Below are 24,739 nucleotides of genomic sequence, written 5' to 3' on the forward strand. Positions count from 1 at the left end.
GGCAGTCAGCGCTCCAGCAAGGGGGCCGAGCGGTAACTCCAGAGGCCATAGGTGCGCAGGGCATCCCGGTAGATGCCGAGCAGCTCCTCCGGGCTCGCCTTGGCGAGGGTCGAGAGGGGCTTGTCCGGGTAGGCGATGCTGTCGATGCGGATATTGGCCGGGCCGCTCTGCCAGCAGGCGATTTCCAGCAGGGTCTGGCCCCGACGCACATGGCTCGCGGAGCTCACCAGGGTCGCGTATTCAATCTCGTGGCGGGCGAGGGCGTAGCCGCTGTAGAGGGCGTTCTCCACCGTGCTGGTGGCGTAGTTCTCCTCGATGAGGCGGGAGCGATCTATGCCCTTCTTCGCCAGCCAGTCTGCCATCAGCTTGCCCTCGGTCTGGCGGTTCTGGGGCACGCCGCCGGTGAGGATGACCAGGGCCGCCGGATCGGCCTGGGCCAGGGCGCGGGTGGTCTCGAGGCGCCCCAGCAGGATGTCGTGCATGGAGCCGTCGGGGTTGAGGGCGTAGCCCAGGGTGACGATGGCGCGGCGCCCCTTCTTCTCGCCCCGTCCCGGTCGCTCCTTGAGGGGGGTGGCGACCACCCGGTCGACAGTGTCGAGCAGCCGCTGCAAGTCGGCGGCGCGCCCGGCGTTGAGCTCGCCGACCCGCTTGACGTAGGCATCAGACTTGGCCTGGTTACCCTTGAAACGCTGCCAGGTGGCCAGATAGGTGTTGAGGTCGAGATCGTCCGGCGCCGCACTCAGGGCCTGCTCGAACAGGCCGATGGCCCTGTCCACGTTGCCGTTGTAGATCTGGGCGTTGGCCGCCGAGACGAGCAGATCGGTGCGATAGGGTTCGAGCTGGTGGGCCTCGAGCAGCAGGGTGGTCACCTGCTCCATGTTGCTCGGCATCTTGGCGGTGAAGCCGGCGGTGGAGACCCGGGCGGGAGAGTGGAAGATGCGGGCCGCATCCGCCAGCAGCTGATCCACCACCTGGCGCTTGCTGATGTACTGGTCGTAATTCTGCTCCTTCTGCAGGGAGCGCACCGGGGCGGCCCAGGCATCGGAGGAGACGAAGAGCGGCAGCGCCAGCAGGCTGCTCAGGGTCAGGGCAATCGCGGTTTTCTTCATCATCATGGGGTACCACCTAGGGTCAGGGAGGCGCTGCCATGGCAGGCTCCCGTAATACTTTTTCAATAAAAACATAAGCTTGTTTTATGACTACTCTACTCCTTTCCCGATGAAAAAAACGTGAACCGTTTCGGCTATCGGGATATCCCGTCTGAAGGCTGCCCCAGGCGCTCCTCCAGAAACGCCAGCCAGGCCCCCACCTTGGCGGGCAGGTGGCGCCGGCGCGGATAGACGCACCAGATGCCGTGCTCGGGCAGGGCGTGGGCCGGCAGCAGAGGCACCAGGCGGCCTGCGGCGAGATCGTCCCCCACGATAAAGTCCGGCATGTTGCCGATGCCCACGCCCGCCAGCAGGGCGGTGTGGATGGCGTCGCTGTTGTTGACCTCGAAATTGCCGCGGGGGGTGATGGCCACCTCTCCCTCGGGCCCCTGCAGGCGCCACTGGGTGCCGCCGCGAAACAGGGAGTAGAAGAGGCAGTTGTGGGCCTCGAGATCCCTCGGGGTGCGGGGCGAGCCGGCCCGCGCCAGGTAGGCGGGGGCGGCGCACAGGGTGCTGTGACAGGGGGCGAGGCGGCGGGCGATCAGGCTCGAATCCTCCAGCGCGCCGATGCGCACCGCCACGTCGAACCCCTCGGCCACGAGATCCTGCTGGGCATCGCTCATCTCGAGTTGCAGCTGCACCTCGGGATGGCGGGCGAGAAAGTCGGGAATGAGGGGAGCGATGTGGCGCCGGCCATAGACCATGGGCACCGTCACCCGCAGCAGGCCGCGAGGGGCCGCTTGCAGGGCGCCGATGGCATCCTCCCCGTCGCTCGCCAGGCGCACCGCGTGGCGTACCGTCTCGAAGTAGCGATCCCCCGCCTCGGTGAGGGTGAGGGAGCGGGTGGTGCGATAGAGGAGCTGGCAGCCGAGGGTCTGCTCGAGCTGGCTCACCTTCTTGCTCAGGGCCGACTTGCTGCTGCCGAGCTGGCGGGCGGCGCCGGAGAAACTGCCCGCCTCCACCACGGCGACGAAGGCGGGGAGCAGGGCGAAGGCATCCTGGTTCATGTTGTTCTCGTAATGGAAACAATGTTGTTCCAGCATGGCAGATTATCGCCATATCTAAAACAATTTACCCTGCTCCTGTGTTCAACCAAGGAGCATCCCATGATCCCCACCCTCATCGAGCGGCGCCCCGGGCGCCTCGACCTCGGCCAGGCCGTCGGCGCCCTGGCCGCCTTCGCCGCCGGCCTGCTGCTGGCGCTGATGATCGCCCAGAACGGCGCCCTGGCCAGTGCCACCGACCCCTGGCTCGCGAGCTGGCTCGCCCACGGGGTCGGCACCCTGGTGGCCGCACTGCTGTGGTGCCTGGCCCCCAGGGCAGCAGACCCGGAGGCTGCACCGGGCTGGGCCTGGCTCGGCGGCCTGCCGGGGGCGCTCACCGTGGTACTGGCGGCCCTGTGCCTCAACTCGCCCCTCGGTATGGCGGGCACCCTGGCCCTGCTGCTGCTGGGCCAGCTGCTGTTCGGTGCCCTGTGCGATGGCCTCGGCTGGTTCGGGCTGGCGCGCAGGCTCCCCTCAGGTGTGGACGGACTCGCCGCCCTGCTGGTGATGGCCGGCGCCCTGCTTATCGTGCTCGGTTAGGAGAAACACCATGACCATCCTTATCCTGCTGGGACTGCTCAACGGCGTGGCGGTGAGCCTGTCGCGCACCCTCAACGGCCGGCTCGCCAGCGCCCGGGGCGCCCTGATGGCGTCGCTCGCCAACCACCTGCTCGGCTTCGGGCTGCTCGGCACCCTGCTGCTATTGACGGGGGCCCCCTGGGGGCGCCTCGCCGGGCTCGATCCCTGGCTGCTGCTGGGCGGGGCGCTGGGGGCACTGTTCGTGGCCATCAGCAGCTGGGCCATCGGCCGGGTCGGTGCCCTGGCCTGCGCCCTGCTCATCGTGGCGGGGCAGCTGGTGGGGGGCGCGCTGCTCGACGCCCTGGCCGGGCGCCTGGGGGCGAGCGATCTGCTCGGCACTCTGCTGGTGCTGGCCGGTGCCGGCCTGCAGCGCTGGCAGGCCGTGCGAAAAAACAGGCAATGACAGGCTGGGGCGAGCGACGCCGAATTTTGTTTCCATATCGAATCGTTTTAGCGCTTTTTATATGGATGCTATCCCTGTACCATCGCCGCCCGACCTGCCACCCGGCCGCTTCTCTGCTCGCGGCGGTGCTGGCGTCACCCGATACATGCCGTCACCCGGAACGTGAACGACCCCAGGATGGGACCCGCCACTAACCTGTAGGTTTGTGGTCTGTGTGTCGCGTGGGTCGGCACGCACCCCGCCCGACCGCCGCGCGACACCCGTCTGCAGACTTGCCGTATGAAACTCCTCTCTTCATAGGTGCAAGATGACACTGTTATTGAGTCTGGTCGGTATGCTGGCCCTGATGTTTATCGCCTGGCTGGCGAGTGAAAACCGCCGCGCCATTCGTTGGCGCACCGTGCTCGGGGCGCTCGCCCTGCAAACCGGCTTCGCCGCCCTGGTGCTCTATTTCCCCCCCGGTCAGGTGCTGCTCGGCGCTTTGAGCAACGGCGTCTCCGCCCTGCTCGGCTTTGCCGACAGCGGCATCCGCTTCGTGTTCGGCGATCTGGCGAGCAACGGCTTCATCTTCGCGGTGCGGGTGCTGCCCCTGGTCATCTTCATCAGCGCGCTCATCGCCGTGCTCTACCACTTCGGCATCATGCAGTGGGTGATCCGGGTGCTGGGGGGCGGTATTCACCGCCTGCTCGGCACCAGCCGCGCCGAGTCCCTGGTGGCCACCGGCAACATCTTCCTCTCGCAAGGGGAATCGCCCCTGCTGATCCGCCCCTTCCTGGCGGGCATGACCCGATCCGAACTCTTCGCCGTGATGACCTGCGGCATGGCCTCGGTGGCGGGCTCGGTGCTGGGCGGCTACGCCGGTCTTGGCGTAGAGCTTAAATACCTGATTGCGGCCTCCTTTATGGCGGCGCCGGGGGGCCTGCTGATGGCCAAGCTCCTGGTGCCGGAGCAGGAGCGGGTACGCGAGCAGGACGAGATTGCTCTGGACAAGAGCGATTACAGCAACGCCATCGACGCCCTGGCGGGTGGCGCCATGGGGGGGATGAAGATCGCCGTGGCCATCGGCACCATCTTGCTGGCGTTTGTCAGCGCCATCACCATGCTAAACGCCGGCTTCACCCTGGTCGGTGAGTGGCTGGGCTGGCCGGCCCTCTCCCTGCAGCTGCTGCTGGGCTACCTGTTTGCCCCCGTGGCCTGGCTCATCGGCGTGCCGGCGAGCGAGATGATGGCGGCAGGATCCTTGATTGGCCAGAAGGTGATCATGAACGAGTTCGTCGCCTATCTGGACTTCGCCAGCATCAAGGAGAACTTGAGCGCCCACACCCAGATTATCGTCACCTTCGCCCTGTGCGGCTTCGCGAACCTGGGCTCCATCGCCATCCAGCTCGGCGCCATCGGCACCTTGGCACCGGAGCGTCGCCACGACGTGGCGAACCTGGGCCTCAAGGCCGTGCTGGCCGCAACCCTGGCGAACCTGATGAGCGCCACCCTGGCGGGGATCTTCGCGACCCTGGGGTGATCCCAGACGCAGGGATGACCGGGCGCCGAGAGATGCGGCCGGTGAGCCTGCCCAGGAAACGACCAACCCCGTCTCGCCGCAAGGCGGGACGGGGCTTTTTATATGGCAGCGGGGAGAAGGTCGAGGGGGCTTGGGCAGGGAGGGGAGCCCGGCCGCTGCCCTCTACCGGAGGCTGAAAAGCAAGACACCGGCGCTAGGCCGGTGTCTGGATAGGCGGCGTTGCCCCGGCAAGGCCGGGACAAGGCTCAGGCGTAAAACGCCTCGACGGTGCCCTTGACGGTGATCAGCATGGGGTTGCCGTAGCGATCCTTGGCCTTGGGGGAGGGGATCTTCACCCAACCTTCGCTGATGCAGTACTCCTCGACATTGGTGCGCTCCTTGCCGTTCACGCGAATACCGATCTCGTGCTGGAAGCACTCCGCCACATAGTGCGGGCTGCGCGGGTTGGCGGCCAGACGGTCGGGCAGTGCAGGTTTGTTGTCGCTCATTTTATAGACCTGAGTGTGATAAAAAGTGGGTCATTGTAGGCAATGCCCGCCGTGGGCTCAAGGCTGGCGGCGTGCCATGTCGTGAGCTTCTGTGCTCTATGGCGGCTAGTTCGGATCGTTCCCTTCAAGCGGAAAGCTTGTTTGACCACCCGAGGTGAAGCGGTGATTCTCTCCGAGCTCTACAGGGGCCGGGATGCGGGTGTGGATGGGATGGCGGGCGTGGAGCAGGGGGTCTAGGGGATGCTGAGACTAGCGGCCAAGTGATGAAGATAGTCATAACTGTGCCACTGTATGGCACAGAGAGCGAGCAGGGCTGATGCCACCAAGGCACCCTGATCCCGGTGTCGGAGTAATATCCACAGGGCATGTAGTATGCAGAGACCCAGACTCACCAGATATATGAGGGCTAACGCCACTTCAATCAAATCCGATATACCGTAGGGATCATTCGGATTGTGATAAAGCAGGTCATAGCCAAAGGCGCGAAATCCGAGTCTTAACAGAAACAGGGAAAAGCAGATGATGGCCAGTCGTTTTGTTTTTCGGCTGATTTCTGTCATGCAACTTATTAAATATTCCAGTTTTTACTTATGGAGGAAGGCACAGTGCTATTCCTCTATCGTTTGTTGGAAACACGGAAACATCCACCATTATATGTTTTAATGAATTACAAAGTGTTCTGTTAGTTGAGAATCTCCTTACAGTAAATAAAAAATGTTAACAGTATGAAGAGGATAAAGCTGGCGACATCTCTGTATTCCTCCATGTTTTTTATTTTATTATTGTAGTTTTCAGCGCAACGGGTGTAAACAGTATGAAGATCATCGAAAAGAGCAAGAAACTGATTAATTTCTTGTAATGCTTCAGTATTATCTTTTCTCACTGAAAGATACGGGTCTTGCATCAAATCTCGAATAATTTCTATTCTTTCAATTAGTCCATCGGTATTATAGTTTTCATGTTCATCTTTCATCGGCATTACATTATATATTCTCTGGTGTATCTTAATAATAGCTTCAGGCCTTTGCTTTAATCTCTCTATGAGAGACGGATATTCATTGATTAAATTATCAAAGGTTTCATTGGAGTTGCCAACCATTATGCATTGGTCTGAATTAGTATACTTGATTGATATTGCAATGTTTTCGGTCATCTTGTTAATTGACATTGCAACAGGCTTGGAAAGTATCATCCTATAAAGTTCCAGCATCTGTGCATGGTATTCTCGCAAAATGAACATATAGGTGTCATCAACAGATTTTTGTCCGGTTTCAATACTTAATTGAGAGATTAAGTTTTTGTCATGTATATAGATATTCATATCCCTAAGATTTTTTTCTAGGTCACTTTTAGGTTGATAAAATTCAATGTCTTTATCCATCATCGGTTTGGGGATGTTAAAAAAGAATCGGTCTGTCATGAATTGTGCTATGCAGAGTGCAGCAATCCAACTAAGAAGCTTAATACGTGATTTTTTCTTACTTTTTTCCATTTTTACAAGATGCTTTTTATATGTGTCATGTATATGTCTAAAAGCAAAGTTGGATACCCACCCTTTTGTTGGCAGGTTACACCGCGTTTTGCTTAGAAAGATGGGGGACCTGATTTATCTATCCCACTTATTTTTCTGGGCTATCATCATTTGTGCCCTTATCTTCGGGCACTACAGACACCCCAAAATCAACAACATTGTCAGGAAAAAGAACCCCGAGGCGATTGTTAGCCTTGTTCCAGCCTAAATCGCGTTTCGCCATGAAGATCTCTACTTGCTCTCGGATTTTCGGCTCAATGCAAGATAATACATACTCAATGAAACCCTCTACAATTGAAATGTCATGGGATACTTTGTGAACGCCAGAGTGTTCAATAGATACCCCTACAGACTGCGCCCACATTGAACGATACTCTTTGAAAACAGGTACCTTACCGTTGAAGAAGACTTCATTGAACTTCAACTTACCAACCGCGAAATTGCCGTGCAGTAAATCGTTTCGTTCATTAACAATGGAGTTGTATTTAGCACACTCTGGCGAAGACCAGTTGACTTCCGAGGTAAATCCTATGCAGTTGATATGAAGAGATTGAATCTTTACATCAATATTTGAGCGGACAAAGTTGTCGTAAAGACGTGAGTTATTTTTTATGTCGGGTCGGCAAAGTACGAAGATCAGTAAATTGATGAATGACTCAGCCAGCACCGGTACCATAAACCGAAGAGCCATGGATAGCCCTGTCCCGCGATCATAACGAGCTACTAGGCTGGCAAATTTTTCGTTGTAGGCCTGAAATTCGTCTGGTGACTTAGGGTCTGGCAGATTTTCCTGCTTGGGGTCTAACGCAAGCAAATCGAGCTCACCTTTTAGAGAGTCAATGGATTCTCTAAGGTTCTTGAAAGGGTTAACAAACATCTCCCAGTCTTCAAGAACCTCTTTGCGGATTCGTGACATCTCCTTCCCGTGTGATGCTAAGTCAGACTTAATTTCTTCAACAAAATCTTCAAGAGAGTAATTCCCCTTAACTGTCCACTCACCAATCAGATGCACCTCTGACCTGAGATTAAGTCCGAGAATTATTACCAATCCATGCTCACTTGCAAGGGTCCAATCCCAGTGAATAAGATTATCTGAGTCGTCTGATCGAAAGAAATTCTGCAGCCCGTTCGGGGGCCCAAATTTGGCGTACAAGTAGCAATACAAGTCCGATGGCTTGAGTTCATTTCCCAAGCGCCAGATAGCGCTGCCACTTCTTGGCAGTAGCCCTCCTGAAAGTATCTTGGCAATACATGCAGGGGCTATAGCTTCGCTGCCCTCAATAATTCTGTAATTTTTCAACGATAGCTCCTTAACCGCTAACAGTTATTAGATAGAAGGTAGTGCTCAGAGCCTTCCGTATAACTCTGCTCTGTCTTGACATCACGTATATTGGGCTAAAGATCGTAGGTTGGTGCTTCACGAAGTGAAGCCCAGCGTTTACCGTGAATATATCTGAAGCTCTGTTTTACGGTTTTGCCACATCCTTGTTTATCCCGAACAGGTTGGCGTAATAATGCACGTCTGTTGGGTTTCTCTATGCTTTGCACCAACCAAAAAACACCATGCTATCGCCCCTGAGTGATAGCCCCCAGTACGCTGCTTTTTACCCGCGAGATAGCAACAATTGCTGCCATGACATTCTCTCGAGAGATGGATTGTCGTTTGGCTATCTTAAGGGTTCTGATCGAAGCATGGGAAGAGGAAGTTGATAGAAATCTGAGCTGGTTCAACCAATTAGTGCGCAACCGATGCTTTGAGTGGGCTGTTGGATTGGCAGAGAGTACGGATATTCCCCTCACCCCAGCCCTCTCCCAAGGGGAGAGGGAGTGTATCTGCTGTTAGACGGGGCTGTGGGCTGGCACGGTGTTGATCCCCCTTCAAGCCGCTGAGTCGAGCTCAATGGGTCAGGAGCGCCGTCAGGGATGACGGCGCAGCCGCAGTTGGTACAGGGGCCAAATCGGTTATGGATGAGCAAGGCTCGGCCCGATTTGGCGCGAGAACATGGATGTTCGAAGCGGACTTTGGCCGAAGCCACGGACGGTTGAGGCCAAAGGCCCATCTGCGGCGTTCCGCTCGACCCCAAGAGCGAGATGAGGGAATCCGCCGTAGGCGGGCGGCTTGGCGGGGGTGGCCTTTCTTTTGGTGACTTTTCTTTGGCCACGCAAAGAAAAGTCACTCGCCCACGCCCGAAGGGCGGGCGAAACCCCGTCGAGGGCTGCGCCCTCGCGTCCTGCGTGGCGAAGCCACGCCATCATGGGATCCGTCGGCTCGGGCGTTCGGATTAACTCCGCTCGGATAGCGAACGTCCGAATACGCTGCGCTATTCGAACCTACGGTGGGGTATTAGGTCGAGTTTCGCGGGTCAGGCGGGCGCAACCCCGTCGAGGGCGGCGCCCTCGCGTCCTGCGTGGCGAAGCTACGCCATCAGGGGATCCGCAGGTTTGGGAGTTCGAATTAACTCCGCCCGGATCGTCATCGGGCGCCCCGCCCCTAATCGAACAACACAGTGACCGGCAACCCCTCCACCTGCAGGTTGGCGGGCAGGGGCTCGTCGAAGGAGAGGGCGACCTTGAGGGTCGCCTTCTCGCCCTCGAAGGGGGCGGCGAGCTGGGCGGGCAGCTTGTCGGCCAGCTCCACGGGCCTGGCGATGCGGGCCGCGAGGCGCTCCCCGCTCGGCAGCTTGACGGTGGCCCGGTGGCCCGGGGTCATGGTGGAGAGGTACTTGGGCTGCACATAGGCGATGACCAGAGGGTCCATGTGCTTGGAGATGAGCGCCAGCGGCGCCCCCGAGAAGACCCAGTCCCCCTCCTGCACCAGGATGTCGGACACCCTGCCGGTGGTCGGGGAGAGCGGTTGCTGCTGTTGCCTGGTGGCTTCCATCTCCGTCAGCTCTTCCACCAGGCGCTGGCGCGCGCTGATGAGGGGGCCGGTCAGCTGATCCTCCCGGATCTGCAGCTCGAGCTGCATCTTCTCGGCCCTGGCTTTCTGCAAGGTGATGCGGGACTGGGTCCAGCTCAGCAGGGCGCTGGCATATTCGGCGCTGGAGACCAGCTTCTCCTGCCGGTAGCCGGCGTATTCGTTGTAGATCGCCTCCTGCTCGCGGCGACCCCGCTCGGCGATCTCTATCTGCACGTCCAGGTTGTCCAGCCTCTCCCGCTCGGCCTCCTCCTTGTCCAGCACCATGCCAGCCAGTCGAGTCTGGCGCTCCCGGATGTTGGCGAGAAGGGTGGGCGACTCGAACTTCATCAGGGCGTCCCCCTGGGAGACATCCTGGCCGGGGGAGAGGTAGATGCTGCGCACGAAGCCATCGCCGTTCGCCACCACCAGCTGGGGCTCTGTGGTGATGATGGCGGGGGCCTGGGTCAGCCACCACTCCCGCCCCAGGTAGCCGAGCAGGATGATGACGGGGCTGAAGGCCACCAGCAGGATCAGATACCAGCGCGCCCGAAAGGCGATGCGCCTGGCGGGGGCATAGAGGACGCGCACCCCCTCGTCCGAGGTGGCATCCTGCTTCTTGGGGGGATCGAAGGTGACTTTCATCAGAATTTGTTTCCTCGTTTCAGCACCCACCAGGGCGCCATGCTGCTCTCTTCGTGACCGCGGCGGAATATCTCGTTGAGCAGGGCCACCGCACACCAGAGGCGCATAGCCAGGGTGTAGACAGGGTAGAGCAGCAGCCAGGGCAGCAGCCGCAGATCGGCCCGGGGGCGCTCCGAGATGGCCAGCAGAAACACCAGGAAGTTGACCAGGGTGAGGAAGAGATAGACCAGGTAGAGGCAGATCATCAGGGCCGCCACGAACTGGCCCGGGAAGCTGAACACCAGCCACCAGCTGTAGCCCATCACCAGCAGGGGCAGGACCACGTTCTGGGCGACCCCGTAGATCAGGGTGAACAGGAAGGTTTTCCAGCCCAGGATGCGGGGGGTCAGGGAGAGTTTGTGCTTGCGCAGATAGAGAAACAGCAGGTCGCCGTCCCAGCGCAGGCGCTGATTGGCCAGGGTGCGCAGATCCGCCGGGGCATCCGTGTGGCCGATGGCCCTGGGGGCGAAGCCTATCTTCAGCCCGGGGTGGCGTTTGAGGTAGTGCTTGATCCGCACCGTGAGATCCAGATCCTCCGCGGTGTGGGTGTCCCAGCCGCCGATCTGGCGCAGGAATTCACGGCGAAAGGCGCCGAAGGCCCCGGAGATGTTGTTGATGAGATTCCACTCGCTCAGCCCCGTCTTGCCCCCCTGCATGGAGATCATGTACTCGATCCCCTGCATCCGGGTGAGCGCCCCGTCCTTCAGGTTGCGCACCCGCAGCGCGCCCCCGACCGCGGGGACATCGGGGTCGTCAAAGCAGGCGACGATCTCGTCGATCATGTTGTTGTCAAAGGAGGTATCCCCATCGGCATTCATCACAATCTCGCCGGTGGCGGCCGACAGCCCGGCGTTGAGGGTGGAGACCCGGCCGCCACGCTGCCACTTGGGCAGGAGCACCAGGGTGCGCGTCTTGCAGCCCTCGAACTCGGCGACACAGTTCAGGGCCGCCCGGTAGGTGTGGACATTGGCCCGGGCGCCGTCGATCACCGCGATGATCTCCAGGTGGCCGCGATAGAGCTGCTCCTTGAGGGTCAGTATGGTGGAGCGGATCGCCTCGCCCTCCGCATAGCAGGTGATGATGCAGGATACCCTGGGGCAGCGCTTGGCCAGGGGAAGCTCGCAGGGCCTGGGTTGCTGGCGGGCATACCACTTGAGGATGCCGGTCAGGGTCAGCGCCATCAGCGGCACCTCCAGCAGCAGGAGCATGGGCAGCAGCAACAGCAGCATCCTGGGGGAGATATGCAGGCCTCCCAGGATTTCCCGCACTATGTGGTGCGTCGTGCTGACCCACTCAGGCATGGAGGTGCTCCTCCAGCCAGCGGCTCAGCCAGAGGCTGGCGTCCTCCCCCAGCTGGGTCGGCAGGGGATGCACCTGTGCCGTCAGGGCGAGGGCATCCAGCCCCTCGATGTCATTGAGCGCGTGGATCCGCTCCACCAGGATGTGCCAGCCCTCTTCGTCGGTGTGCGGCAACAGCAGCAACAGCAGATCGTCCGCGTACTGGCAGACCACGTCGGTGTTGCGAAACAGCGCCTGCAGCCGGGTGATCAGGGCAGCGAGGCGCTGCTGGGTCTTGAGCAGCCCCACCTCGGCGCGCAGCTCGGCCAGCCGCTCGATGCGGATCGCCAGCAGGGTGTCACGGCCGCCGTGGCGCTGCAGCAGGCTGTTTTTCCACTGCAACAGCCAGGGGAAGTGCTCCATGGCCATGGGGGTGCCCCAGGTCAGGGGCAGGTGCAGCTGCTGGGTGCCTTCGCGGGCCACATGGCGCGCCAGCTTGCCGAGGCGGTATTCGAAGATGCTGGCGACCACCAGATCGTCCGGCTTGTGGGCCTGGCCGCACTCGAGGCAGCGCGCCTGCACCGCCGCCTCCATGAAGCGGGCGTGGCAGGAGAGGCAGCGAAATTTCTCGAGGGGCCTGTCGTAGTCCACGCCGATATGGCGCAGGGTGGTGACACACTTCGGGCAGCGCAGCTGGCCCTGCACCATGAAGGCATCCTGATCATCCACATGGCCGCAGGTGAAGCAGTGCACCGCCGGGATGGTCTGGATGGCGATGTGGAAACACTCGGGGCAGACGTCGATGAAGTTGAGGTGGGACGAGAGGCAGCCGTTGCACAGGCGCATGCGATCGACCAGCTGGTCGTTCTGCAGCAGGTGTTCGGCCACCAGCTGCGGCAGGGCGTCCCTGGCGTCGCTCCCCAGCAGGCAGTCGAGCAGGGGGTAGTGATAACCCTGGCGGCAACCGGCCTGCCAGCGCGGCAGCAGACGAAAGTGGGGGCGGGGCCAGCCGTACCACGCCAGCTTCTCCATGCCGTCGGGGTGCTCCCGGGGCGTCAGCAGGGCCAGGCGCTTCAGGATGTCGGGCAGCCGCTCATCCAGCTGGGACAGCAGACCATCCGCCAACATGGGGGAGAGGGGGCTCTGCTCTGTGCAGAAGACGGGATGCAGATAGCGGACGGGGTCACGGCGCAGGGCCTGCAGGGCCCTGTCCTGCTCGTCGGCCGGCAGGTTGAGCAGCAGCACGGGGTACGCCGCCGGATCCCAGCTCGCCCAGTCGGACTGGGGATGGCTCGGGCGAGCCACCGGCTCCCCCAGCAGGGCGATGGCCGTGGAGTGTTGGCTCGGGTTCACCATCTTGTGCTCTCCATGGGTCATCACCTCTTTCTCTCTGTGAAACAAGGGTTGCGCAGATACTTGAGTATCGAACAGGGAGGCTCCGGCTGTCGCATCGCGGCCGGTGCGCGGGCAGGTCTACTCCGTCAGGGCCGACCTCTTCGTCGCCCATGTCGTCGCTGGCGTGGCAAAGTCTCGTATTATCGCCAAGCCCGTGGTGCGCATCATGGACAGGAGCTGAATGGACGAAAAACAGGCAGGGGTCATTGCACATTGGCCGTCGAGAGCGGCGCCGCGGTGTGATGAGACCTGCTGACCCTGGTTCAGCCCTGGCGGCGGTAAAAAACAAGGGAGCCGGTCAGGCTCCCTTTTATACGGTGATGGGCGGCGTGTGGGTTCCGAAGAGCCCATGTCCGGCCTTAGCGATTGGTCGCGGCCTTCATCCCTTCCACGAACTCCTTCAGACGAGTGAGCATGTGTTCCGGGTTCTGGTGGTGGGTCTCGATGATCTTCACCACGGCGGAGCCGGAGATGGCGCCGGCGGCACCAGCCTTGATAGCGTCACGCACCTGGGCCGGCTCGCTGATGCCAAAGCCGAGCAGGGCAGGGGGGGCGTTGAACTCGCGAAGGGTGTTGATGAGCCCCTCCACCGGCATGCCGGCCTTGGTCTCGGCCCCGGTCACGCCGGCACGGCTCACCAGGTAGGTGTAACCGGAGCCCAGCTCGGCCACTGCCTTGAGCGTCTCGGTGTCGCCGTTGGGCGGGGCGATAAAGATGCTGTCGATGCCGAATCTGTCGGCTGCCGCCTTGTAGGGCTCGCACATCTGCACCGGCACGTCGGCCACCAGCACGGAGTCCACCCCCGCCTGCTGGCACTTCTCGTAGAAGCCGTCGATGTGGCGCACATAGACGAGGTTCGCGTAGACCAGCAGGCCAATGGGCAGCTCCGGGTACTTGGCGCGGATGCGGGTGAGCAGGCCGAAGCAGTCGTCCGGGGTGGTGTGGCTCGCAAAGGCACGCAGGGCTGCCCCCTGGATGGTGGGGCCGTCCGCCACCGGATCGGAGAAGGGAATGCCGAGCTCGAGGGCATCGGCGCCCCCCTCGACCAGCGCATCGACGATGGCCAGGGACAATTCGGGGGTGGGGTCACCCAGCATCACGAACGGCACAAAGGCGCCCTGATTGGCCTTGTCCAGACGGGAGAAGAGTTGTGCGTAACGGTTCATGACAAGGTTCCTTCTTTCTCGAAAATGTCGGCAACGGTGAAGATGTCTTTGTCGCCACGGCCGGAGAGGTTGACGATGAGCACCTGCTCTTTTTCCGGTTCGCTGCGGGCCATCTTGAGGGCGTGGGCCAGGGCGTGGGAGGACTCCAGCGCCGGGATGATCCCTTCGGATTTGGCCAGCTCCTGGAAGGCGTCCAGCGCCTCCTTGTCGGTCACCGAGGGGTACTCGGCGCGGCCGATGGCGGCCAGGTGGGCGTGCTGGGGGCCGACGGAGGGGAAGTCCAGCCCCGCCGAGACGGAGTAGGACTCCTGGATCTGGCCCTGGCTGTCCTGCATCAGGTAGGAGTGCATGCCGAAGAAGACCCCCTTGCTGCCGTGACCGAGCGGTGCGCCGTGCTCGCCGCTCTCGATGCCGTGACCACCGGGTTCGACGCCGATCAGACGCACCGAAGGCTCATCGATAAAGTCCGCAAACATGCCGATGGCGTTCGAGCCGCCGCCGACGCAGGCGATCACCGCATCGGGCAGGCGCTCTTCTTTTTCGAAGCACTGGGCCTTGGCCTCTTCCCCAATCATCTTCTGAAACTCCCGCACTATAGTGGGGAAGGGGTGGGGACCGGCGGCGGTGCCGAGCAGGTAGTGGGCGGTCTCGTAGTTCGCAGCCCAGTCGCGCAGCGCCTCGTTGCAGGCATCTTTCAGGGTGGCGGAGCCGGAGTGCACCGGAATGACGGTGGCCCCCATCAACTTCATACGGAAGACGTTCGGCTTCTGGCGCTCGCAGTCCTTGGCCCCCATGTAGACCCGGCACTTGAGGCCGAGCAGGGCGCAGGCCAGCGCCGTCGCGACGCCGTGCTGACCGGCGCCGGTCTCGGCGATGATCTCGTGCTTGCCCATGCGCTTGGCGAGCAGGGCCTGGCCCAGCACCTGGTTGGTCTTGTGGGCGCCGCCGTGCAGCAGATCTTCCCGCTTCAGGTAGAGGCGGGTCTTGGTGCCCCTGGTCAGGTTGCGGGTGAGGGTGAGCGGCGTCGGGCGGCCGGCATACTCGGTCAGGAGCGCCTGAAACTCGGCGATGAAGGCGGGATCATCCTTGGCATCGACGAAGGCCTTCTCCAGCTGGAGCAGGGCGGGGATGAGGATCTGGGGCACATACATGCCACCAAATTCACCAAAAAACGGGTTGAGCAGGGTCATGGCTTCTTCCTTATACCTTGAGTCGAAAACGGAACATCAAATACGACACAGCAATTCAGTGGCGGCGCGGTGCGCTTACAGTTGGCGCAGGGCGGCGAAGGCGGCCGCCAGCTTGTGCGCATCCTTCTGGCCCGGGGCGCTCTCCACCCCGGAGTTGAAATCCAGGCCCACACAGCCCACCCGGGCGGCCTCGAGGGCGTTGTCGGGGTTGAGGCCCCCCGCCAGCATCAGTCTGCTCTTGTCGAGCCCGGCCAGCAGGGCCCAGTCGAACGCCTGACCGGTGCCGCCGCTCTGGCTGCCGACTTTCGTATCGAGCAGCAGGCGATCCGCCGGGTAGTCGAGGGCGGGCAGGGGCTCGCCACTTGTGATTCCAACTGCCTTCCAGATCTGGCAGCCCGCCGGCAGCAGGGGACGCAGGGTCTCGATATAGGCGGCGTCTTCATCCCCGTGCAGTTGCACGGCGGCGAGCCCCAGCGCATCCACCGTCTTGGCGATGGTGGCGGGCTGGGCATTGCGAAACACCCCGACGTAAGAGAGCGGCGCACCCGCCATCACGGCGCGGGCGGCGGGAATGTCCACGTAACGGGGGCTTTTGGCCACAAAAATCAGGCCGCCGAACACGGCGCCCGCCTGGTGGGCTGCGGCGGCGTCCTCGGCACGGGTCAGGCCGCACACCTTGTTCTGGCCGAGCACGAGCTTGCGCACCGCGGCCTCCAGATCCGGCTCGCCCATGAGCGACGAGCCCACCAGGAAGCCCTTGGCGTGGTGGCGCAGATCCGCCACCTGGGCGCGGTGGTTGATGCCGGACTCGCTGATGACCACCCGATCCCCCGGGATTGCCTTGGCCAGCTGCTTGGTGCGGGCGAGATCGACGCTGAGGTCGCGCAGATCCCGGTTGTTGATGCCAATCACCGGGGCGCCGAGCGCGATGGCGCGGGTCAGCTCCTCTTCATTGCTCACCTCGGTGAGCACCCCAAGGCCGAGCTCTTTGGCTACCGCGAACAGGGCGCGATACCCCTCGTCGGTGAGCACGGAGAGCATCAAGAGGATGGCGTCCGACTGATAGTGGCGGGCCAGATAGACCTGGTAGGGGTCAATCATGAAATCCTTGCAGAGCACCGGTTGCTGGACGCGGCTGCGCACGCGGGGCAAAAAGGCGAAATCCCCCTGGAAGAACTGCTCGTCCGTCAGCACCGAGATAGCGGTGGCGTAGTTGCCGTAGATGTCGGCGATGGCCTCCGGGCTGAAGTCATCGCGGATCAGTCCCTTGGAGGGGGAGGCCTTCTTGCACTCCAGAATGAAACGGGTGGAGCCTTTGCGCAGGTCCCCCTCGAAGTCCCGATCGCTCACAGTGAGCGTGCCCTGGAAGCCCTCCAGGGGCTGGGCCACTTTGCGGGCGGCGACCCACGTCTGCTTGGCTGCCACGATCTTGCCGAGGATGGTCTGGCTGATGGACGCCATGTTCAGGAAGGCGTGGGGAGCAATGACGTCTGACATCTCGTTATCCTTGCGAAGCGGGTGACTGCCCTTTGGTCGTTCTGCGTGAGTGCCTTGCGGGCGACTCTCCTGGGTGGTGGCTGACATCATGCCTCCTGATGGCTCAGGGTGGCGAGCCGGGCGGCGAGTGCCGCCGCCTTGCCGCTCGCCAGCACCGCCAGCACCTGGGCGGCAGCCTGCTTGAAGTCCGGGGCCTTGCCCGCCATCACCAGGAGCGGCGCCACGTTGGCGGCGATGGCGGCGTTGTGGGCCGGGGTGCCACGGCCTTCCAGGATGGCGGCGGTGATGGCGCGGTTCTCTTCCGGCTCCCCTCCCTGGATGGCGCTGACCGGGTAGGTCTCGAGGCCAAAGTCCGCCGGAGTGAGCAAGTACTCGCGAATTTCGCCGTCACGGATCTCCGCCACCTGGGTCGGGCCGTGGATGGCAATCTCGTCGAGGCCGGCGCCGTGCACCACCATACCGGTTTTCAGCCCGAGTGCCAGCAGGGTTTCGGCGATGGGGCGCACCAGCTCGGGGGCATAGACCCCCATCAGCTGGAAGCTGGGGCGGGCCGGGTTGATAAGGGGCCCCAGCACGTTGAACAGGGTGCGGGTCTTGAGGGCCTGGCGCACCGGCATGGCGTGGCGCACCCCGGCGTGGTACTGGGGGGCGAACAGGAAGCAGACGCCAAGCTCGTCCAGGCAGTGGCGCGCCTGGGCCGGGCTCATGTCGAGCTTGATCCCCATCTTGTCCAGCAGATCGCTCGACCCCGACTTGCTCGAGACCGAGCGGTTGCCGTGCTTGGCGACCTTCAGGCCGCAGGCGGCGGCCACCAGGGCCGAGGTGGTGGAGACGTTGATGGTGTTGAGGCCGTCGCCCCCGGTGCCGACGATGTCGCAGAACGCATAGTCCGGGCGCGGGAAGTCGCGGGCCTCGGCCAGCAGTGCCTCGGCGGCGCCGGCGATCTCCTCCGGAGTCTCCCCCTTGATCTTGAGGGCGGTCAGGAGGCTGGCAAGCACGATGGGATCCACTTCACCGCGGACCACCTGGCCGAAGGCGTCGCGGGCCGCGTCGCGGGTGAGAGACTGCCCCTGATAGAGGGTGTTGAGATGTTGATGCATGGTCTCTTCCTTACCGCACGTGGCTTTCTGGACGGGTGATGTGGGCGAGGGCCTGGGTCAGCAGGCGGGCCCCTTCGCTGGTCATGATGGATTCCGGGTGGAACTGGAAGCCCAGCACCCGCTCGTCCCGTTGCTCGATGGCCATGGGCATGCCCTGATAGTGGGCAATCACCTGCAGCTCTTCCGGCACATAGGTGGCCACCAGGGAGTGGTAGCGGGCCACCGGCAAGGGGCTCGGCAGGCCGGCGAAGGCGCCGTGGCCGTTGTGCTCGATGAGGGAGCGCTTGCCGTGGACGATTTCGCCTGCCGCCCCGACGGTGCCGCCGTAGGCTTCGCACAGGGCCTGATGACCGAGACAGATGCCGAGAATGGGCACCCGGCCGCGGGCCAGCTTGATGAGATCAATCAGGCAGCCCGCCTCATGGGGGGCGCCCGGCCCCGGGGAGAGCACCAGCACGGCGTCCCCCTCGCAGGCGTCGATCTCCTGCATGATGCGGCTGGCCGGCAGGCTGTTGCGGTAGATGCGCACCGGGTAGCCCAGGGTGCGGAACTGGTCGACGAGGTTGTAGGTAAACGAATCGAAGTTGTCGAGCAGGAAGATGTTAGTCATGGCTCACGTCCTTGTGTTGCTCCTGCTGGGCGCTCAATGCTTGCAGGGAGGTGCCATGGCTGGCAGCGATGGCGGCCAGCACGGCCGCCGCCTTGGCGCGGGTCTCGTCCGCCTCGGCCTGGGGTTTGGAGTCATAGACGACGCCTGCACCGGCCTGGACATGGGCCACCCCCTCTTTTACGAAGGCGGAGCGGATGACGATGCAGGTATCCATCTCGCCGGCACCGTTGAGGTAGCCCACGGCGCCGCCGTAGCTGCCGCGGCGCTTGCCTTCCACCATGCGGATGAGCTCGCTGGCGCGCAGCTTGGGGGCACCGGTGAGGGTGCCCATGTTCATGCAGGCCTGGTAGGCGTGCAGGGCGTCGAGATCGGCGCGCAAGGTGCCCACCACCCGGGAGACCAGGTGCATCACGTGGCTGTAGCGATCCACTTTCAGCAGATCCTTGACGTAGCGGGTGCCGGGTTCGGAGATGCGGGCGATGTCGTTGCGGCCCAGATCCACCAGCATCAGGTGCTCGGCCACCTCCTTCTCGTCCTGGCGCAGCTCCAGCTCGATGCGGCCGTCCAGGTCCAGGTTGATGCTGCCGTCCGGGTTGAGGCCGCGGCGGCGAGTACCGGCGATGGGGTACATCTCCACCTGGCGGCTGTTGGCGCAGAACTTCACCGCGCTCTCGGGGGAGGCGCCAAACAGGGTGAAGCCCTCGTCCTGCACGTAGAACATGTAGGGGCTGGGGTTGGTCTGCTTGAGGCGGCGATAGGCCGCGACGGGGTCCGGGCAGGGGAGGGAGAAGCTGCGGGACGGCACCACCTGGAAGATGTCCCCGCGGCGGATGAAGCCCTTGAGCTTCTCGACTTCGGCGCAGAACTGCTTGTCCCCCTTGTCGACGGCCAGGGCACCGGTCAGCGGCGCCGTGGTCTGGGGCGCGGACTGCGGCTGCTGGCAGGCCTGCTTGAAGGTTTCGAGGCGTGCGGTCAGGCGGGCGTAGCGCTCGTCCAGCTGTTCATCCCCTTCACCCCCGAAGAGGCAGGCCAGCAACTGGGTGCTCTGCTTGATGTGATCGATGGTGATCAGGGTCTCGGCCACATAGAAGCAGTAGTCGGGGCAGTCGTTGCTCCCCTCCGGCACCTCGGGCAGATCTTCGAAGGAGGCGATGAGGTCGTAGGCGAAGCTGCCCGCCATGAAGAGGGCCTCTTTGCCCAGCTGGCACTCGAGCTCCCGCTGCAGGGTGCGCAGCACGTCCAGCACGCTGCTGCCCTTGAGGCGGCTGTCTTCGTCGAGCTCCCGATCGGAGGCCGGGAAGTCGAGGTGCAGCTCGTCCGCCACCCGGGTCTGGGCAACGGCGGCGGGCAGGCGCTGCTCGAGCAGGCGCAGCAGCGCGGTGCCATTGTCGCCGAGGGGACGCACCCGCACGGTGCGGCCGCGGCATTCGATGCGCAGGCAGGCGTCTACCAGCAGCAGGCTCTGGGTGCCTGCCTTGGAGTCGATCTCCACCGATTCGAGCAGCAGGTTGTTGGGTCTGTCCTGGCAGAGCCGGGTGTAGAGCGCCAGGGGATCTGTCACATAAGGGGCATTGAGCCGGATGGTGTCGAATTCGCCCAGGGGCAGACGAGATCTGTTGCCTGTCATAGTGCCTTCCCTTGCATGTGATGTGTGTTACCGATGTTCATGACGTTGAATACCTTGAAAAAATGCCTTGAAAATTAAACGGGTCCGGGTGGTGGGTTCAGGGCCGCCATCGCCAGGTCAGGGTGCTTGTCTGAATTGTCGGTTTCATCACAGGTCCATTTGCCGGATAATAAAAAAGCCCGCTGGGGTCAGCGGGCTTTTTCTTTGGGTTCTTAACTTGCTGTCATTTTACAGGTACAGCAACGACCACACGCCCGCATGTCAGGGAGTGTGCCACCACCAGATGGTCAGGATGGAAGTCGCTTGCATGATAAAGTCCTGTAAAAAGATGTTTGCAATGAAGTGCCTACAGAAAACGATAAAGCCGCGGCCAAGTCAAGTCGCTTTTTTGCCTCTCTTTTCCGAGCAGGTCCCGAACAAGAGCGAAACACGCCGATGAGATTCGATCTTCACTGCCATACCACCGCCTCCGACGGGGTGCTGAGCCCCGCCGACCTGGTGCGCCGCGCCGCCGAGAAGGGGGTGGAGGTGTTAGCAGTCACTGACCACGACACCCTCGCCGGGCTTGACGAGGTTCGTCAGACCATCGCGGCCGAGCAACTGCCGCTGCGACTGGTGAGCGGGGTCGAGATCTCCACCGGGTGGGAGCACCACGAGATCCACATCGTGGCCCTCGGGGTGGATGAAAAAAATCCGCAGCTGGCCGCCTTTCTGGCCGGTCAGCGGGCCCGGCGAGAGGCGCGCGCCGAGGAGATCGGGCGCCGTCTGGAGAAGTGCCTCATCCCCGGCACCTATGAAGAGGCCAAACAGCTTGCCGGTGACGCCGCCGTGACCCGGGCTCACTTTGCCCGGGTGCTGGTAGCGCGCGGTGTGGCCGACAATATGCAAAAGGTGTTCAAGAAGTACCTGAGCCGGGGCAACAAGGGGTATGTGCCGGCCGAGTGGCCCGAGATGCGCGAGGCGATCGACGCCATTCACGGCGCCGGTGGGCTCGCCGTGCTGGCCCACCCGAGCCGCTACGATCTCACCGCCAAGTGGATCAAGCGGCTGCTGGTGGCCTTCAAGGCCGCCGGGGGGGACGCCATGGAGGTCTCCCTGCCCCAGCAGAGCCCCCAGGAGCGGGCCAACCTCGGCCAGTGGGCCAAGGAGCACGACCTCTACATCTCGGTGGGGTCCGATTTTCACTTCCCCTCCAACTGGACCGAGCTCGGTCGCCACCTCTGGCTGCCCAAGGAGGGCATGCCGCTCTGGCTCGGCCACCCCGGCCATTTCGGGCTGACCCCGGAGGAGCATGCGGGCCTGCTGGCCAGCCGCTGAGGGCCATCGGGCGAGAGAGCATCTTTGATGCGGGCGAGTCTGCGTCAAACAGGTTAAGGTAGTGTCATGGGCCAGGTGGCCCTTGACCATAAGCGGGCAACGAGCGTGCCCCAATCGCGAGAAGAACATATGAGTCAGCATTTTTACGTACACCCGGACAATCCCCAGGCTCGCCTCATCAGCCAGGCGGTGCAGATCCTTCAAAGTGGCGGCGTCATCGTCTATCCCACCGACTCCGGTTACGCCCTGGGTTGCCAGATGGGCAACAAGGACGCGCTGGAGCGCATCTGCCGCATCCGCCGCATCGACCCGAACCACGACTTCACCCTGGTGTGCCGTGATCTCTCGGAGATCTCCACCTACGCCAAGGTGGACAACAGCGCGTTTCGCCTGATCAAGAACAACACCCCCGGCCCCTACACCTTCATCTTCAAGGCCACCAAGGAGGTGCCGCGTCGCCTCATGAACGAGAAGAAGAAGACCATCGGCATCCGGGTGCCTGCCAACAACATAGCGTTGGCCCTGCTGGAGGCCCTCGGCGAGCCGCTGCTCTCCACCACGCTGATCCTGCCGGGCTCCGAGATGGCGGAGTTCGACCCCGAGGAGATCGCCGACAAGCTCGGCAAGCAGCTCGATCTGGTGGTCAACGGCGGTTATCTCGGTGAGCAGCCCACCACGGTCGTGGACTTCTCCGACGACGAGCCCGTGTTGCGCCGTCGCGGTGCCGGGGATCCGACGCCGTTTGAGTGATCTTGCCGACCCCGTGCCCGAGGCGCTGAGAGCACCGGGCACGACCGGGGAAGCCTCCCTTCCCCCGCCCATCGCGACTGTGCTGGGGCAGCCCTACCACGAGCTGCCCCAGGATTTGTTCATCCCCCCCGACGCGCTGGAGGTGTTTCTCGACACCTTCGAGGGGCCGCTGGATCTGCTGCTCTACCTCATCCGGCGCCAGCAGCTCGACATACTGAACCTGCCTATCCTGCAGATCACCGCCCAGTACATGGAGTACGTGGAGCTGATGCAGGGGCTCAACCTCGAGCTCGCGGCGGAGTACCTGCTGATGGCGGCCTGGCTCGCGGAGATCAAGTCCCGCCTGCTGCTGCCCAAGGCCCCGGAGCTGGAGGACGAGGAGGAGGGGGAAGACCCTCGTGTCACCCTCATTCGCCGCCTGCAGGAGTACGAGCGCTACAAGCTGGGGGCGGAGCGGGTCAACGCCCTGCCGAGGGTGGAGCGGGAGATCTTCGTCGCCGCGGCCCTGCCGCCGGATTTCGGCGCCCTGAAGCCGCTGGCCCCCGATGTTTCACTGGTTGAGCTCGCCCTTTACATGCAAAGTGTGGTAAAACGCGCGACTCATTTTGAGCATCACCAGATCCGCCGGGAGCAGATCCCGACCCGGGTACGGATGGCGGAGATCCTCGCCATGCTCTCCCTGGGCCAGACCCTGCGCCTGGAGCAGGTGCTGCGGGCCGAGGAGGGGCGCATGGGGGTACTGGTGACCTTCCTGGCCCTGCTGGAGCTGTGCAAGGAGCAGCTTATCTGGATCCTGCAGGCGGAGCCCCTGGGGCCCATCCACTTTGCCCTGGCAAGTCAGGAGACGGCGCATGAACATGTACACTGAGCGGCCGCCGACGGCCATGGGCACAGCCCGGGAGGCATGTCGTGGCGCTGCCCGCTGAACGGCTGAAGACCCTGATCGAGGCGGCCCTGTTCGTCGCCGGGCGACCGCTCAACGTCAGCGAGCTCAAGGGCAGCGTGCTGGCGGATTACCCGGTCACCGGCCGCTACGTCCAGCTGCTGCTGGCGGAGCTCAAGAAAGACTATGAGACGCGGGGGGTCGAGCTCAAGGAGGTCGCCTCCGGCTGGCGTTTCCAGGCCCGCCAGGAGTATGCCGAGGAGCTGTCTCGCCTGTGGAGCGAGCGGGCGCCCCGTTATTCCCGCGCCGTGTTGGAAACCCTGACCCTGATTGCCTATCGTCAGCCCATCACCCGGGCCGAGATAGAAGCCATCCGCGGGGTGGCGGTCTCGAGCCAGATCGTCAATACCCTGAAAGAGCGCGGCTGGGTGCGCAGCATAGGACACAAGGAGGTGGCGGGTCGTCCCGAGCTGCTCGCCACCACCCGCGAATTTCTGGACTATTTCAATCTGCAGAGTCTGGAGCAGCTCCCCGAGCTGGATCCCGAACTGCCCCATCCCTTGTCGCTCATGCCGGACGAGGGAGGCGATGGGCGGCCCGCTGCGGGCCGTCTTGCGCATGAACATGGTGAGGATGCCCGCGAGGCGGCCTCACAGACATCCATGCTGTCCGCGATGTCGGCGGGCAGCGATCAACAATCAGGTAAACCCGATGAGTGAAAAACTGCAAAAAGTATTGGCCCGCGCGGGTCAAGGCTCCCGTCGTGAGATGGAGGCCCTGATCACCGCAGGTCGGGTCAGCGTGGATGGCAAGGTCGCCACGCTGGGGGATCGCGTCGAAGTGAACGCCGTGATCCGGGTGGATGGCCACCAGGTCAAGACCCGCGCCGCAGAGGAAGTGATCTGCCGCGTGCTGGCGTACCACAAGCCCGAAGGGGAGATGTGTACCCGCCATGATCCGGAAGGGCGTCCCACCGTGTTTGATCGTCTGCCCAAGATGGATGGCGCCCGCTGGATTGCGGTCGGCCGTCTCGACGTCAACACCTCGGGTCTGCTGCTGTTCACCACCGACGGCGAGCTGGCGAACCGCCTGATGCACCCGAGCCACGAGGTGGAGCGGGAATACGCGGTGCGCGTCTTTGGCGAGATCACCGAAGCCATGCTGCAGCGTCTGCGCAAGGGCGTGCAGCTGGAAGACGGCATGGCCAAGTTCAACAAGATCAAGCCGGCCGGCGGCGAGGGTCTGAACCAGTGGTTCAACGTCACCCTGACCGAGGGTCGCAACCGGGAAGTGCGCCGCCTGTGGGAATCCCAGGAAGTGCAGGTGAGCCGCCTGATGCGTATCCGCTACGGCGACGTCACCCTGGATCGCGGCATCCCGCGCGGCGGCTGGCAGGAGCTCAAACTCCCCGAGGTGAACTACCTGCGCGGCCTGGTCAACCTGCCGAACGAGACCGAGTCCAAGGTCGATCTGCAGCAGGATGGCAAGGCCGGTCGCCACAAGCAGGCCGCCCAGATCCGCCGCGCCGTGAAGCGCCACAAGGAGATGCAGGGCAAGGAGCCGCGCGCCCGCAGCACCACCGCCCGTCGCAAGCCGACCTCCTCCACCCGCAATTCCGGCACCGGCAGCAAGTAA

General features: G+C 62.8%; 22 protein-coding genes. 8 read left to right on the forward strand and 14 right to left on the reverse strand.

Features of this window, described 5'->3' with window-relative positions; genetic code table 11:
- Nucleotides 1–5 precede the first annotated feature (5 nt).
- Nucleotides 6–1,109 carry a YdcF family protein gene (locus tag BN1136_RS13920; RefSeq protein WP_043759577.1) on the reverse strand — a complete coding sequence of 368 codons (1,104 nt, stop codon included), beginning with the start codon at nucleotides 1,107–1,109 and terminating at the stop codon, nucleotides 6–8.
- A 134-nt stretch (nucleotides 1,110–1,243) separates the two neighbouring features.
- The gene (locus tag BN1136_RS13925) at nucleotides 1,244–2,191 is read right to left on the reverse strand and encodes a LysR family transcriptional regulator (RefSeq protein WP_231557887.1); all 948 of its coding nucleotides are present in this window, start codon (nucleotides 2,189–2,191) and stop codon (nucleotides 1,244–1,246) included.
- A 63-nt stretch (nucleotides 2,192–2,254) separates the two neighbouring features.
- Here BN1136_RS13925 and BN1136_RS13930 point away from each other — a divergent pair, with 63 nt between their 5' ends.
- The 3 genes from BN1136_RS13930 (at nucleotide 2,255) to BN1136_RS13940 (ending at nucleotide 4,692) form a co-directional block, all read left to right on the forward strand.
- Nucleotides 2,255–2,731, forward strand: a complete 477-nt coding sequence (locus tag BN1136_RS13930) for a DMT family transporter (RefSeq protein WP_081843662.1) — start codon at nucleotides 2,255–2,257, stop codon at nucleotides 2,729–2,731.
- Nucleotides 2,732–2,741: 10 nt separating this feature from the next.
- Nucleotides 2,742–3,173, forward strand: coding sequence for a DMT family transporter (locus tag BN1136_RS13935; protein ID WP_043759250.1), 432 nt, complete (start codon nucleotides 2,742–2,744; stop codon nucleotides 3,171–3,173).
- 307 nt (nucleotides 3,174–3,480) lie between these two features.
- A complete protein-coding gene (locus BN1136_RS13940; RefSeq protein ID WP_043759251.1) occupies nucleotides 3,481–4,692 on the forward strand; it encodes a NupC/NupG family nucleoside CNT transporter in 1,212 nt (403 codons plus the stop codon).
- Nucleotides 4,693–4,937: 245 nt separating this feature from the next.
- On the opposite strand, the gene BN1136_RS13945 is transcribed toward BN1136_RS13940, so the two are convergent.
- The 12 genes from BN1136_RS13945 to BN1136_RS14010 form a co-directional block, all read right to left on the reverse strand.
- Entirely contained in the window at nucleotides 4,938–5,180 is a 243-nt protein-coding gene (locus BN1136_RS13945) for a DUF3297 family protein (protein ID WP_043759253.1), read from the reverse strand.
- Between the two features lie 682 nt (nucleotides 5,181–5,862).
- The gene (locus BN1136_RS13960; RefSeq protein WP_043808714.1) at nucleotides 5,863–6,672 is read right to left on the reverse strand and encodes a hypothetical protein; all 810 of its coding nucleotides are present in this window, start codon (nucleotides 6,670–6,672) and stop codon (nucleotides 5,863–5,865) included.
- 127 nt (nucleotides 6,673–6,799) lie between these two features.
- Nucleotides 6,800–8,011 carry a hypothetical protein gene (locus tag BN1136_RS13965; RefSeq protein WP_152552599.1) on the reverse strand — a complete coding sequence of 404 codons (1,212 nt, stop codon included), beginning with the start codon at nucleotides 8,009–8,011 and terminating at the stop codon, nucleotides 6,800–6,802.
- 1,191 nt (nucleotides 8,012–9,202) lie between these two features.
- Nucleotides 9,203–10,252: an HlyD family secretion protein gene (locus tag BN1136_RS13970; protein WP_043759260.1), complete on the reverse strand. Its 1,050-nt coding sequence runs from the start codon at nucleotides 10,250–10,252 to the stop codon at nucleotides 9,203–9,205.
- Entirely contained in the window at nucleotides 10,252–11,592 is a 1,341-nt protein-coding gene (locus tag BN1136_RS13975; RefSeq protein WP_043759262.1) for a glycosyltransferase family 2 protein, read from the reverse strand. The genes BN1136_RS13970 and BN1136_RS13975 overlap by 1 nt, the downstream gene beginning before the upstream one ends.
- Nucleotides 11,585–12,946 carry a TackOD1 domain-containing metal-binding protein gene (locus BN1136_RS13980; protein ID WP_231557888.1) on the reverse strand — a complete coding sequence of 454 codons (1,362 nt, stop codon included), beginning with the start codon at nucleotides 12,944–12,946 and terminating at the stop codon, nucleotides 11,585–11,587. Before BN1136_RS13980 ends, BN1136_RS13975 begins: the two co-directional genes overlap by 8 nt.
- Before the next feature lie 377 nt (nucleotides 12,947–13,323).
- Nucleotides 13,324–14,130, reverse strand: coding sequence for a tryptophan synthase subunit alpha (gene trpA / locus BN1136_RS13985; protein ID WP_043759264.1), 807 nt, complete (start codon nucleotides 14,128–14,130; stop codon nucleotides 13,324–13,326).
- Complete coding sequence (gene trpB / locus BN1136_RS13990) at nucleotides 14,127–15,320, reverse strand: tryptophan synthase subunit beta (RefSeq protein ID WP_043759266.1); 1,194 nt, start codon at nucleotides 15,318–15,320, stop codon at nucleotides 14,127–14,129. Before trpB ends, trpA begins: the two co-directional genes overlap by 4 nt.
- 75 nt (nucleotides 15,321–15,395) lie before the next feature.
- On the reverse strand, nucleotides 15,396–16,904 hold the full coding sequence (gene trpCF / locus BN1136_RS13995) for a bifunctional indole-3-glycerol-phosphate synthase TrpC/phosphoribosylanthranilate isomerase TrpF (RefSeq protein ID WP_043759269.1): 1,509 nt from the start codon (nucleotides 16,902–16,904) through the stop codon (nucleotides 15,396–15,398).
- Entirely contained in the window at nucleotides 16,904–17,917 is a 1,014-nt protein-coding gene (gene trpD, locus BN1136_RS14000; RefSeq protein WP_043759271.1) for an anthranilate phosphoribosyltransferase, read from the reverse strand. Before trpD ends, trpCF begins: the two co-directional genes overlap by 1 nt.
- 10 nt (nucleotides 17,918–17,927) lie before the next feature.
- On the reverse strand, nucleotides 17,928–18,527 hold the full coding sequence (locus tag BN1136_RS14005; RefSeq protein ID WP_042074635.1) for an aminodeoxychorismate/anthranilate synthase component II: 600 nt from the start codon (nucleotides 18,525–18,527) through the stop codon (nucleotides 17,928–17,930).
- Nucleotides 18,520–20,154 carry an anthranilate synthase component 1 gene (locus BN1136_RS14010; protein ID WP_043759274.1) on the reverse strand — a complete coding sequence of 545 codons (1,635 nt, stop codon included), beginning with the start codon at nucleotides 20,152–20,154 and terminating at the stop codon, nucleotides 18,520–18,522. The genes BN1136_RS14005 and BN1136_RS14010 overlap by 8 nt, the downstream gene beginning before the upstream one ends.
- Nucleotides 20,155–20,589: 435 nt before the next feature.
- Between BN1136_RS14010 and rnm the strand changes: the two genes are divergently transcribed.
- The 5 genes from rnm (at nucleotide 20,590) to rluB (ending at nucleotide 24,739) form a co-directional block, all read left to right on the forward strand.
- Nucleotides 20,590–21,471, forward strand: coding sequence for an RNase RNM (gene rnm, locus BN1136_RS14015; protein ID WP_043759276.1), 882 nt, complete (start codon nucleotides 20,590–20,592; stop codon nucleotides 21,469–21,471).
- A 129-nt stretch (nucleotides 21,472–21,600) separates the two neighbouring features.
- Nucleotides 21,601–22,221 carry an L-threonylcarbamoyladenylate synthase gene (locus BN1136_RS14020; protein ID WP_043759278.1) on the forward strand — a complete coding sequence of 207 codons (621 nt, stop codon included), beginning with the start codon at nucleotides 21,601–21,603 and terminating at the stop codon, nucleotides 22,219–22,221.
- Nucleotides 22,214–23,089, forward strand: a complete 876-nt coding sequence (locus tag BN1136_RS14025) for a segregation and condensation protein A (RefSeq protein ID WP_043759280.1) — start codon at nucleotides 22,214–22,216, stop codon at nucleotides 23,087–23,089. The genes BN1136_RS14020 and BN1136_RS14025 overlap by 8 nt, the downstream gene beginning before the upstream one ends.
- A gap of 41 nt (nucleotides 23,090–23,130) precedes the next feature.
- On the forward strand, nucleotides 23,131–23,823 hold the full coding sequence (gene scpB, locus BN1136_RS14030) for an SMC-Scp complex subunit ScpB (RefSeq protein WP_043759282.1): 693 nt from the start codon (nucleotides 23,131–23,133) through the stop codon (nucleotides 23,821–23,823).
- Nucleotides 23,816–24,739: a 23S rRNA pseudouridine(2605) synthase RluB gene (gene rluB / locus BN1136_RS14035; RefSeq protein WP_042074648.1), complete on the forward strand. Its 924-nt coding sequence runs from the start codon at nucleotides 23,816–23,818 to the stop codon at nucleotides 24,737–24,739. Before scpB ends, rluB begins: the two co-directional genes overlap by 8 nt.

This window comes from Aeromonas taiwanensis (assembly GCF_000820165.1).
Lineage (GTDB): Bacteria > Pseudomonadota > Gammaproteobacteria > Enterobacterales > Aeromonadaceae > Aeromonas > Aeromonas taiwanensis.